Below are 11,888 nucleotides of genomic sequence, written 5' to 3' on the forward strand. Positions count from 1 at the left end.
AATACATAAATATAATTGCACGGAAAAAATTAATTAGGATTGCTCTAGGTCTAGAAAATCATTTAGGATTGCTATAGTTCTGGTAAGATTGAGGAAACATAATTAACAGATGGGGCCACTTAATAATTTCGACCCCATATTTTTTTACCTCAAGTTGGGTAAATCTGCCACCAGTGGGGGTTTTGACGGGGTTGTCACCCCGTCAGGATGAACGCTTCGCTTTAACAGCTCCAAAAATTTATCGCCATGCTGAACAGGAACGAAATAATTAGTGGATTAGCACTGGCTTTTGCAGGTTTTACTTATGCTTTAGTCTTTTTTGTTCTTCTTCCCTTCAGACAGTACGATTATGCAGCACCAATTGGGGCAATAGCAATGGCGATCGCCCTCACTATAGCAATGAATTGGCTGCTGTCTGCATCGTTGCTAACTGGGTGGAGTTGGGTGGCTGCATTATTTGGTTTTCAGGTAGCCCTCGTGTTTTTTGGTAGCGTGTTTCTGGAAGATGGGCTGTACCTGCCAAATTTGTTGTTTGTTGGAACTATGAGCGTAGGATATGTGAGCGTTTATACCAGTTTTTCACAACAAAAAACACTGGTAATTGTGGGTTTATGTACAGTATTTTTCCTAGCTTCAATGTACTTCTCTTTGATTGGCGGCTATGTACTCAAAGGCAAAAATCCTTTTCATGGTTCTTCTACCCAGGTGCTGCCGCTGTTGAATCAAAGGGTAGAAATTTGCACCGACAATCCCAAACAATTGTATTTGAATGGTAAAACTGGCGAACTCACGCATATTGACCGTTATGAGGTGACTGTGAAACTAGATTCTGGAGGAGACGAGAGATTGATGTGGCCTTATGTCGATGTTTGGTGGCAGGATATTAAGGCTGCTAGCGAACAGAAATCGCAGTAATTTATATCGTTTCCGGTTGCACCGTCTGTGACAGTTGACTGTTGAGAGTCAACTGTAAACAATCATTTCGCTCGTGCAACCGGAATTGATATCATTCACTATTTAAAGCTGGTGCTGTTCCTTCTACAGGTCGAATAATGGCCGGTTTATTAGTAGATTGTTGCTGAAAAAGTGCCTTGAGTACCAATTCAAGATTTTCTGCCATGACGATGCGGTTTTCGTAGACAGCAATAACTCTGACTAAAGTTGGCAAACTATTGCGATCTGCTTCTAAATAAAGGGGTTCTACGTACAGCAAAGATTGTTCAATTGGAATGACTAATAAATTTCCTTGAATTGCTTTGGAACCCTGGCGGTTCCAGAGAGAAATTTGTTCGGAAATAACCGGATCTTGGTTAATTAAAGCTTCTATTTGTTCCGGACCGTAAACTAATCGCTGTTTGGGAAACAGATACAGCAGCAATTTTCCGTAATGGCCGCCATCCGATCGCCCTGCAATCCAAGCAATTAAATTGTTGCGACTTACTGGTGTAAATGGGAGCAGCAAAATAAATTCTTCTGCTGTTTCTGTTGGCAGTTTCGTAATCAAATAATACGGTTCTACTGGCTGCTGTTCGCTGCCATAAATTTCGTTGGGAACTCGCCACAAATCCTCCCGATTGTAAAATACTTGCGGGTCTTCCATATGATAAGTTAGCAAGCGTTCGGATTGAATGCTCAACAAATCTACTGGATACCTAATATGTTTGCGGATAGCCAGAGGCATTTGGTCAAGGGGTTTAAAGAGTCCAGGAAAGATACGAATCCAACTTTCGATCATCGGATCTGACGGGTTAGCAACGTAGAAGTCCACAGATCCGTTGTAGGCGTCAATGACGACTTTTACGGAGTTGCGGATGTAGTTGAATTCATTTTTGCCTGGATCGGAATATGGGTAGCGATCGCTCGCTGTATAGGCATCCATAATCCAGTAAAGATAGTTGGAAGAATTAGTTTGTGAGGAGGAAGGCTGCTTTTTAACACTAATTGTATCCCCATCTTTTTCTATATCATCTTTACTAAGATTGGCGTTAGCTACTACCAAATACGGGTCAGAATCGTATCTTAAAAAAGGAGCGATCGCCCGGACTCTTTTCTTAATATTTCTGCGGTACAGCAATTTAGTTTCTGGCGTAAAATTGCGGGTCAGTGCCATTTGCCAATTTTTGAGATAATTAGCAAACAGCAAGCGCCGCCACATAGAACCGATCGCAATTCCTCCCCTACCGCTGTAAGTATTGTAAACATTGTCTTCGCCGCTGGGATAGTCGAATTCTTTGACTTTTGTCTGTGTCATCGCGTCGGTATTGGTTACTTCGCCGTAGTAAATTCGCGGATACGCCAGGGGAATACTGACTCGAATTTGATCGCTGGTTATTTCCAAAGCAGTCTCTCCTTTCAGGGCTGCCACTCCAATATCTTTGACAAAATAATCGGGTAAACCGCCTACACCGACTGTATTTACGGGAGAAAGAGTAAAACCGTAACCGTGAGTGTAAACTAAGTGTTCGTTCACCCAAGTTTGAGCTTCGGGGGCAACTGCTGTGTAATCTAATTCCCGCGCTGCCAGAAGCACTTGTTGGCTTTCAGAATCTCTCTTTTTAGCTTTTTCGTTTTTGATGGTGTAGCGATCGATATCGGCATCAGGAAAGGTATAATAGGGTCTAATTTGCTGTAACTGCCGGTTGGTTTTCAGTAGCGGTCGCTTGTCCCAGAGGCGGATGTTGCTAATAGTCAGTTGATTTTTTTCTAAGTCTTTATATGTAAGTTTTCCGGCTGGATCGAAAGTTTTTATTTCTATTTTTGTGAGGTCAAAGGCTTCTTGAGTAAAAGCAATACTGCGCTGGATGTACGGCTGTTCTCGTGCTAGTTCGTTGGGTTTAACTATGAGTTGCTGCACAATTTTTGGCAGCAGTAAACTCCCCAAAAAAATCAAAGTTAGCCACCCTAAAAGAATTTTTTTTATGAGTTCATTCTTAATTTTCAATTGGCAAACCTGGTACAGCATCAAAAGTGCGATCGCCCCTGCCAAAATACTCAAAAATCCATAGCAGGGCAGCCGCACCGTCACGTCAGCATAGTTTGCCCCGTAACTAACGTCTCCCCGGGAATACAGCAATGCGTAGCGCCTTAGCCAGTAGCTGAATGCCGTGGCTAGCATTAAAGCTGCACCTAACCCGTACAAGTGCCGCTGCTGCGATCGAGAAAACCCCAAAAATATCCCTTGAATCAGGCTATTTCCAGACAGCAAATATGTTAAAGCACAAGATACTAAACCGTACAAAAATACAACTGTCAGCCAGAATCCTAGCAACTCTAAGATTGGCAAAATAAATACATAAAAGCTAATATTTTGATTAAAAAGAGGGTCGGTTATGTTAAAATTAGTAGGGTGGAAATATTGCAAAACTTTTGTCCAGCGACTGACGGCAATCACCCCGATCGCCAAACTGAGAAAAAGGGCGATCGCCCGCAGCCAAAAATCAGGCTTAATTGCCACAGCTAACATTGTTCCCAGCAGCAAGCCCAACTCCCACCAGCGAGAAAATAGCTGCACCCCTATTTGCTGGATTGACTCAATTCCCAACTGCAGGGGCGGTGCAGGCAAATTGTCAGCTATACCGAAATAGGTGAGGCTGTTTGCAGCTAACAGCCCGCAGTGAATTGCGGTCAAAGTTGCGATCGAACTCAATCCGAATACCGCCAACAGCAGCCAGGGAAAGGTAATTTGGGATTTAGCAACAGGTAATTCGTAATTCTTCCCCGTTTTGTTTGCCCTCAGTGAAGCGAATAGTGCCGCCCCGACCGGCGATTTGATTTCCTCGGCGGGATGTTGCAGGCGGCGGGCTAAAGCCAAATTTCCGAACAAAAAGGCAGAAGAAACAGTAATTGCGATCGTCCCCAGCAACCCTTGAGTTTTCAACTTTAACAGAAAAACCTGAAGATATCCAACTTCTTGAAACCAGAAAATTTCTGCCGCAATGCGACACGCAAACTCAAAAACCAGCCACAGCCCTACAATCCATACAATTAATTGATAAATTCGCCTTCTTAAAGTCATAAGAACGAGCTAAAAGTAGGGACATGACATTGCCCATAGGTGTCAACTTAACCCGAAATACCGCTATTAGACTTAAGTCCTTGGCTAATAGCTCGAGTCCTCGCTATGAAGACTAATTACTAATCAGTTCTTCAGTTCTCTGCAAGAGTAATTGAGCTTTGAGGCACGGCTTAAAACCCTGCCGCACTGAGAGTTTAAGGCTAAGTTGACAGCAATAGACAAATGCCTGAGTCCCTACAAATATAATGTACAGTCAAGGGAATCTGAATCGAAATTTGAATCGAAGAAACTCCAGTTAGCTGTACTGTTGATTGACATCCACATCCAAATTAAACAGCGTCTGCAAAGTTTGCATCGCTTGCCGCCGCGCCTCAATATCCTGCTGAGCGCGCAACTGTACCATCGGATCGTGCAAAATTTTATTCACAATCCCCCTTGTTAAAGATTCAATCACATCTTGATGTTTCTCCGAAAATTCAGAACCCAGACGCGATAAAGCTTTTTCTAACTCTTGTTCGCGAATCAATTCTATTTTATCCCGCAAGCAGCTAATAGTAGGAACAGTTTCCAGACTGCGCCACCAGACATCAAAAGCCTCTACTTCCTGTTCCAAGAGGCCCTGAGCTTCCATTGCCATTTTGCGGCGGCTTTCGTGATTTTGAGCTACCACTGCTTTCAAGTCGTCCACATTAAACGACTTCACATTAGCGAGTTCGTTCGCATCAGCATCGACGTTGCGCGGCACCGAAATATCCACCAACATCAAAGGGCGATTCGGGTCTAAAACTGTTTCCAATTTAGCTTTATTTAACAGCGGATCGGTAGCGGCCGTACTGGTAAAAACCAAGTCAGAATCGGCAATTACCTGCATCATTTCCGAGAGCGGATATAGGTGCAATTGAGCATCTTTAAAAAGGCTCGCCAATTCTTCAGCACCTCGGGTCGATCGATTTACGATCGAAATATGGCTAGCTCCTTTTGAGAGCAAATGCTGCACCAAAAGCCGCGACATTTTGCCAGCACCGATAATAGCAATCCTGCTGCTTGCTAAATGCTGACCTTTCATTTGAGCCAATTCTGCAGCCGCCGAAGAAATCGAAACCGCACCGGTACCGATGCTAGTTTCCGTGCGAACTCGCTTCCCTGCTGTGAGAGCTTGTTTGAACAAGCGTTCTAAAATTCTGCCTACACCTTTGTACTGCTGGGCGAGTTTGTGAGTTTGTTTCACCTGAGCCAAAATTTGTCCTTCTCCGAGCACCAAACTGTCGAGACCAGAAGCCACTCGCATCAAGTGCATCACCGCATCTTCGTGCAGCAAAATAAACAGGTGAGGGCGCAAAGACTGCACATAAACTTTACTGCATTCCGAAAGGAACTGAATAACCTCTCGCACACCAGGCTCAGACTCGCTGGTAACAATATAAATTTCTAAGCGGTTGCAAGTGCTGAGGATGGCAACCTCTTGAATGTGGGGATAGCCGCGCAATTGGGCGATCGCTGCTTCAACTTTCTGTTCTGGAATGCTCAGTTTTTCGCGAACTTCAACCGGCGCTGTTTTGTGGCTGAGACCTACGACTGCAATATTCATATCTGTGATTTGTCACTATTTCTTTCTTAGTTGTTAACAGTCACCTGTTATTAGTTCTTAGTTTATCGCTAATTGCTAATCACCGGCGACTGTTAACCGTTAACTGTTAATTGTTAACATTTAACTGTTAACCGCTAACTAATCACTAATTCAATTGCAGATTTTTCGGCTGGTCAAACATATGGATTGTATCGACAAACCGAGCAGTTTTCGACTGAGAAGAAATTACCAAACTTTCAGTTCGAGCGCCGCCGCCAAAGAAGCGAACTCCATCCATCAGCGTGCCGGGAGTAATCCCGCAAGCTGCAAACAGAACTGTTTCTCCAGATGCCAACTCTTCAGCATTGTAAATCTTGTCCGGGTCTGTGATCCCCATCTCTTTCAGGCGAGCGATATTGCTCTCTTTGCTTTCACCGATCAAACCAGTTTTGACAACTGCTGGATCGTAAATTAACTGTCCTTGGAAGTGACCGCCCAAGCAGCGCATTGCTGCTGCGGAAATCACGCCTTCGGGTGCAGCGCCAATACCCATAAGTGCGTGGATGTTGGAACCAGAAAACGCGCAAGAAATCGCTGCCGAAACGTCGCCGTCGCTGATCAGCCGAACTCTTGCACCCGCTTGCCGAATTTCATTAATTAAATCTTTGTGCCGGGGGCGATCCATCACCACCACCACCAAATCTTCAATACTGCGGCCGAGGCAATCAGAGATAATTTTGAGGTTTTGGGTTGGCGTTTTGCGAATATCTACATGATTCTTAGCAGCCGCAGGAGCAGCCAATTTGTTCATATAGAAATCCGGTGCAGCAAACAAACCTCCTTTTTCAGAGATTGCCAAAACTGCCATCGAACCGTTTTGACCGTAAGCAACTAGGTTAGTTCCTTCGCAGGGGTCAACAGCGATGTCAATTTCGATCAATTCATCTAGGTTGCAGATTTCTTTGGCATCTTCGCGAGTACAAATACCTACTTGTTCGCCGATGTAAAGCATGGGTGCGTCATCGCGTTCGCCTTCGCCGATCACGATGCGACCGCGCATATGAATTTTGTTCATGCGCTCCCGCATGGCTTCTACAGCCACTCTGTCGGCTTCGTCTTTCTCGCCTTTGCCCATCAAGCGAGCGGAGGCGATGGCTGCCTGCTCAACTACTTCGATAATCTCTAAACCGATTACATTATCCACGAACTATATACTCCCAACTAAGTCCTGCGTGCCTTGTGCTTTTTGCACTACCAGCCATCAAGCTTATCAGAAAATTGAGTTTAAAACCCCGTCATAAGCTTGACGGCTTTTGTAAAGTTTTGAGAACTAATCAAAAATCCTATGCTAGACAGTGTAGCATAAGATGGGAGGTAGAGTCATGCTAGTTTTTGAGTTCAAAGCCTACGGAAAACCCAGTCAATTTGTCGCAGTAAGTGAAGCGATTCGTACCGCTCAATTTGTCCGAAATAGCTGTATTCGGCTATGGATGGACAACCACAAAGTGAATAAATACGACTTAAATAAATACTGTGCTGTGTTGGCAAAAGAATTTCCCTTTGCTTCGGAACTTAACTCAATGGCTAGACAAGCCAGCGCAGAGCGAGCATGGTCTTCTATCTCCCGATTCTATGACAACTGCAAAAAAGGAATTTTTGGAAAAAAAGGATATCCACAATTCCAGAAAGACTGCCGTTCTGTTGACTACAAAACGACTGGATGGAAACTTGGCGATCGCAGGAAAACCATAACTTTTACGGACAAAAAAGGGATTGGGAAATTAAAACTGAAAGGAACACGGGATCTACAATTCTACCAAATTAATCAAATAAAACGGGTGAGATTGGTGAAACGTGCAGATGGTGTATACGTTCAGTTTTGCATTGATGTTGACAAACAGGAAAATATAGAACCCTCTGGCAATAGTATTGGGTTAGACGTTGGAGTAAAAGAATACTACACCGACTCTAATGGAATGACGGTTGAAAATCCTAAGTTCCTCCGCCAAGGTGAAAAAGTTCTTAAAAGTTGTCAACGTCGTATCTCTCGAAAAGTTAAAGGTTCAAAAAATAGAGGCAAAGCTAGACAGATTTTAGGTAAGCGCCACCTCAAAATAAGTAGGCAACGTAAAGACCATGCAGTGAAACTTGCAAGGTGCGTAGTTCGGTCAAACGACTTGATAGCTTACGAAGATTTGAGAATTAAAAATATGGTAAAAAATCATTGTCTGGCTAAGTCTATTAACGATGCTTCTTGGTATCAGTTCCGTATCTGGATTGAATACTTTGGCAAAGTATTTCAGAAGGTGACGATTGCGGTTAATCCGCAATATACAAGCCAAGAATGCTCTAGTTGCGGTGAAATTGTGAAGAAAACGCTATCCACCCGAACACACGTTTGTGAATGTGGTTGTGTGATAGATAGAGATGAAAATGCAGCTAGAAATATCCTAAGTCGGGGATTGGGTACGGTAGGGCATACCGGAACCTTTGGTCTTGAGCCAAGGAACTCTTTAGGAGATGAGACCTCTACTTTGGTTGGAGAAATCCTGCCTGAGCAAGTCATGTCGTAGATTAAAGAATCCCCGTGCGTGAACGCTGGGGAGTGTCAACAGAGGCGGGGATCTGCGAGAGCGTTGGGAGTTGGTTAGTTTGTATTAACTTTTGCTTCTTTGAGTCGGGGACTGGAAAATTGAGTGAAAGGAGAGGGGAGTGGGAGATGGGGAGAGTCGCCATCCTTGATTTATCGTAACAGTTGCCTCAGTCCTGAAGTGTCAAGATGATAGCAAATCAAATTTCCGGGCCAAAATCCGGACGCACTAGACTTTATAAGCGAGAAGCAATAAAAAATGATGATGAAAGCCCAAGATATTATGACCACAGAAGTTGTTACCATTCGCGGTTCGGCAACTGTAGCTGAAGCGGTGGCGATGATGAACGAACTGTGTTTGCGCGCGTTAATTGTGGAACGCCGCCACGAACAAGACGCCTACGGGATTGTCACGGAAACGGATATTGTTTACAAAGTAACAGCCTACGGAGTAGACCCGCAGAAAGTCCGCGTCTTCGAGATCATGACCAAACCGTGCATCACGGTGAATCCCGACTTGGGCGTGGAATACGTGGCGAGGTTGTTCGCCAATACCCGAATCCGCCGAGCTCCGGTGATTAAAGACAAACTGCTGGGCATTATTTCGGTAACGGATATTTTGACAAAAAGCGATTTTGTCGAGAAGCCGAAAAGTGTTTTATTTGAGGAAGAAATCGAACGGGCGATCGCGGATGCCAGAACTATCTGTGCCGAGAAAGGCGCTACTTCTACAGAATGCGCGGTAGCGTGGGATATTGTAGAGGAAATGCAGGCTGAGGCTTCTCACCAGCGATCGATAAAGCTTGAAAAAACGGCTTTTGACGAGTATTGCGAGGAAAATCCCGAGGCGGCTGAAGCGCGGATGTACGAGAGTTAATTTAGTCATTAGTCATTAGTCATTAGTTATTAGTTATCAACTCTTATTTAGGGATTGATAACTAATAGCTAACGAGCCGAATAGCTGGTTTTGGGCGAGCTTCACGAAAAACAAAAATCTTAAGTGTTTGGCCCAATCATACAAAACACGTTCAGCTTGTTCCCATCAAGATCCCGAAAATATCCCGCGTAAAACCCCGGCAACACGCCTCTTGGCCCTGCGGCTCCTTCATCCTTAGCCCCAAGTTCGATCGCTTTGTTATAAACTAAGTTAACTTTTTCTGGACTGTCAACTTGAAGAGCGATCATTACTCCATTGCCAACAGTTGCTCTGTTACCATCAAAGGGTTTTGTAATAGCAAGTGCTGGTCGCTCTGGAGAAACGCTCCATGCGATAAATCCGTCGAATTCCATGAATCGTCGAGCGCCAATTTCAGCAAGCAAAGCATCATAAAACTTTGCTGCACGTTCAATATCGTTGGTACCCAATGTAACGTATCCTATCATATTTTTTGTCTTCTAACTGATGTTAAGATAAAAAAAGGTTTGAGCAAATAACAACTGAGTTAAACTGCGACTTAGAAAACCTAAGCTACAACTCAAACATCATTTTAGATCGTAACTCAAACTATCTCGGTTTTGTCCGCGGCAATGATTTATTGTTGATCGCTAATGCACTCGGGACTGTCTCTACTTGGACTGTTGACGATCGCACTTACGGCCTTTGCTTTCATGGCTTCGGAAGCATAGGGTTTTAACAGCGGCAAAACTTCCTGAGCATTTTTAACTGAAGGATCGAGCCACTGTTCCCAATCGCTGTCGGGGAGAATCACCGGCATTCGATCGTGCATCGGCTGCACTGTTTCGTTAGCCGCGGTAGTAATTATACTGCAAGATACAATGTTTTCTTTTTCAGGAGATTCCCAATTTTCCCACAAACCGGCAAAAGCAAAAGGTTCTCCGTCTGCCTTTTGAAAATAGTAAGGCTGTTTGTTCTTTCCCTGCTGTTGCCATTCGTAGAAACCGTCAGCGACTATCAAACACCGCCTGTGCTTGATGGCGCTGCGAAAAGCAGGTTTTTCGGCTACAGTTTCCGATCGCGCATTGATCATCTTGCTGCCTATTTTCATGTCTTTTGCCCAACTTGGAATCAAACCCCAGCGCATAAATTGAAACTGTCGCTGCATTTTTTCTTTTTCAACTGTTACTGTGGCAACTGATTGAGTTGGGGCGATATTGTATCGCGGTTTGATGTCGGGAACTGCCGACAGTTTGAATAATTCGGCGATGATTTGACCTGAAGTAGTTAAAGTGAATCTTCCGCACATAATTTATAGTTGGTATTAACGCGGTTTTCTCTTATTCCGGCAGTCCAGTATTGGTCGGGTTATCGACAGTCCGGCAGGGGTTTAAACCCCTGCCTCAAAGCTCAAGTCGGTTAAAACCGACTAAAGAGTCTGATGGAAAGCTCTATTTATTTTAGTCCTCTTTTAGAGGACTGTAGCTATGAGACAGGGGTTTTTAACCCCTGTCGGATTGTCGGACTAAACCGGGCGGGCGGGACACCCCACAATAAAATTCATTCTTTGTGGAACAGGTCGGAAAGCCTGTTCTTACGATTTACCGTTAAAAACCCTCTCGGACTGTCACAATAAACCGGGCGGGCGAGACGCCCACCCCACAATAAAATTCATTCTTTGTGGAACAGGCCCGAAAGCCTGTTCTTGCGATTTACCGTTGGGTGGGGGTGAATTTTCGAGATGATTGGTTTTAGGCAATTATTGTAGGTAAAACCCACCCCTACGAGACACTGCTAAATTGTGGAACATTCGCAGACAACCATTCGGCGCGCAACTTTTGAATTGCTAATTCTTTAAATTTAGCTTCTACTTCAATCCAAGGAGCCTGATAATAGCAATTAGGCATTTCTGTAATTACATCGCTGTGGCGCGGATCGGCAAAAAATTCTCTGCCATTCGATATGTGCACTAATTGCCATTCAGGAACCGACCAAGTTGTGCGGGCTGCTGCTAGCATTTCGGCTACACTGGGATCGTCATAAGTTTCTAAATGTTCGTGAATGACGTGGTGGTGGGCGTCAAAAACCATTGCTACGCCGGTATCGAGACACACTTCTAAAAGTTCTGAGGAACTGTAAGCGTATTCGTCATTTTCAAAGGTAAGGCGCGATCGAATTGATTCGGGTAAATCGCGGATGACAGACTTGAGTTGCGAAGTACGATCGCCCTTGCCGCCGTGAATGTTCATCAGTGCCCAGGGCGATCGGGGTTGTCCCAACATATCTAAAATTAAAGCATGAGTCGCGAGAATTTTAATGCTGTTTTCAACTACAGAAAGCTTGTCGGAACTGAGGACGACAAATTGATCCGGGTGGAGTACCAAGCGGATGCCCAAAGACAAAGCGCGATCGCCCGTCTTCCGCAATTCCTCAGTCATGGAGTGTAGCACTGCTTCCCCCAAATCTGTATCTGCAAAAGGGAACAGTGCAGAAGTCATGCGGTAGAGCTTAATCTGATTAGCTGAACAGAAGTCGATCGCTTTGTCAAGTCGTTTTAAGTTGTCTGCATAAAGCTCGCGCAATACTTTTTCTTGTTCAGTTTCCGAAAGCTGTAAAAGTCGCTTCCGCGTGACAGTGCGAAAGCGAACTGCATCGGATGTTGTAATGCAGACTAATCCTAATTCTGGCAATTTGTCCTTTTCCAATACTTGGTTAATATTGCTCATTCAAAATAACACCTAGCTCTATTTCGATCGCAAAATAGGTTTGTAATAAGGACTGAAGTCCTTAGTTATCAAGTTTTGAGAGACTTTAGTCCCTC

Annotated in this window: 9 protein-coding genes; 3 read left to right on the forward strand and 6 right to left on the reverse strand. The window is 44.3% G+C overall.

Features of this window, described 5'->3' with window-relative positions:
* Positions 1 to 246: 246 nt before the first annotated feature.
* Positions 247 to 915, forward strand: coding sequence for a hypothetical protein (locus QUA99_RS22730; RefSeq protein ID WP_333241167.1), 669 nt, complete (start codon positions 247 to 249; stop codon positions 913 to 915).
* A gap of 91 nt (positions 916 to 1,006) precedes the next feature.
* On the opposite strand, the gene QUA99_RS22735 is transcribed toward QUA99_RS22730, so the two are convergent.
* The 3 genes from QUA99_RS22735 to glpX form a co-directional block, all read right to left on the reverse strand.
* Complete coding sequence (locus QUA99_RS22735; protein WP_333241168.1) at positions 1,007 to 4,015, reverse strand: UPF0182 family protein; 3,009 nt, start codon at positions 4,013 to 4,015, stop codon at positions 1,007 to 1,009.
* A 295-nt stretch (positions 4,016 to 4,310) separates the two neighbouring features.
* Positions 4,311 to 5,603: a glutamyl-tRNA reductase gene (locus QUA99_RS22740; RefSeq protein ID WP_333241170.1), complete on the reverse strand. Its 1,293-nt coding sequence runs from the start codon at positions 5,601 to 5,603 to the stop codon at positions 4,311 to 4,313.
* A 145-nt stretch (positions 5,604 to 5,748) separates the two neighbouring features.
* Positions 5,749 to 6,786, reverse strand: coding sequence for a class II fructose-bisphosphatase (glpX, locus tag QUA99_RS22745; RefSeq protein ID WP_333241171.1), 1,038 nt, complete (start codon positions 6,784 to 6,786; stop codon positions 5,749 to 5,751).
* 178 nt (positions 6,787 to 6,964) lie between these two features.
* On the opposite strand from glpX, the gene QUA99_RS22750 reads away from it, so the two are divergent.
* Both QUA99_RS22750 and QUA99_RS22755 read left to right on the forward strand, forming a co-directional pair.
* Positions 6,965 to 8,155, forward strand: a complete 1,191-nt coding sequence (locus QUA99_RS22750) for a transposase (RefSeq protein ID WP_333241173.1) — start codon at positions 6,965 to 6,967, stop codon at positions 8,153 to 8,155.
* A 276-nt stretch (positions 8,156 to 8,431) separates the two neighbouring features.
* Positions 8,432 to 9,049 carry a CP12 domain-containing protein gene (locus tag QUA99_RS22755; protein WP_333241174.1) on the forward strand — a complete coding sequence of 206 codons (618 nt, stop codon included), beginning with the start codon at positions 8,432 to 8,434 and terminating at the stop codon, positions 9,047 to 9,049.
* 119 nt (positions 9,050 to 9,168) lie between these two features.
* Here the strand turns inward: QUA99_RS22755 and QUA99_RS22760 are convergent, their stop codons facing one another.
* From QUA99_RS22760 to uvsE, 3 genes are all read right to left on the reverse strand, one after another.
* The gene (locus tag QUA99_RS22760; RefSeq protein ID WP_333241175.1) at positions 9,169 to 9,555 is read right to left on the reverse strand and encodes a VOC family protein; all 387 of its coding nucleotides are present in this window, start codon (positions 9,553 to 9,555) and stop codon (positions 9,169 to 9,171) included.
* Positions 9,556 to 9,704: 149 nt separating this feature from the next.
* Positions 9,705 to 10,376: an SOS response-associated peptidase gene (locus QUA99_RS22765; protein WP_333241177.1), complete on the reverse strand. Its 672-nt coding sequence runs from the start codon at positions 10,374 to 10,376 to the stop codon at positions 9,705 to 9,707.
* Positions 10,377 to 10,848: 472 nt separating this feature from the next.
* Positions 10,849 to 11,793: a UV DNA damage repair endonuclease UvsE gene (gene uvsE / locus QUA99_RS22770; protein ID WP_333241178.1), complete on the reverse strand. Its 945-nt coding sequence runs from the start codon at positions 11,791 to 11,793 to the stop codon at positions 10,849 to 10,851.
* Positions 11,794 to 11,888 lie beyond the last annotated feature (95 nt).

Source organism: Microcoleus sp. F10-B2 (assembly GCF_036704965.1).
In the GTDB taxonomy this organism is placed as follows: domain Bacteria; phylum Cyanobacteriota; class Cyanobacteriia; order Cyanobacteriales; family Microcoleaceae; genus Microcoleus.

Bases quoted from the DNA above. Each gene is read 5' to 3' on its own strand.
- QUA99_RS22730 (WP_333241167.1), top strand. From the start codon at position 247: ATGCTGAACAGGAACGAAATAATTAGTGGATTAGCACTGGCTTTTGCA.
- QUA99_RS22735 (WP_333241168.1), bottom strand. From the start codon at position 4,015: ATGACTTTAAGAAGGCGAATTTATCAATTAATTGTATGGATTGTAGGG.
- QUA99_RS22740 (WP_333241170.1), bottom strand. From the start codon at position 5,603: ATGAATATTGCAGTCGTAGGTCTCAGCCACAAAACAGCGCCGGTTGAA.
- QUA99_RS22750 (WP_333241173.1), top strand. From the start codon at position 6,965: ATGCTAGTTTTTGAGTTCAAAGCCTACGGAAAACCCAGTCAATTTGTC.
- QUA99_RS22755 (WP_333241174.1), top strand. From the start codon at position 8,432: ATGATGATGAAAGCCCAAGATATTATGACCACAGAAGTTGTTACCATT.
- QUA99_RS22760 (WP_333241175.1), bottom strand. From the start codon at position 9,555: ATGATAGGATACGTTACATTGGGTACCAACGATATTGAACGTGCAGCA.
- QUA99_RS22765 (WP_333241177.1), bottom strand. From the start codon at position 10,376: ATGTGCGGAAGATTCACTTTAACTACTTCAGGTCAAATCATCGCCGAA.
- uvsE (WP_333241178.1), bottom strand. From the start codon at position 11,793: ATGAGCAATATTAACCAAGTATTGGAAAAGGACAAATTGCCAGAATTA.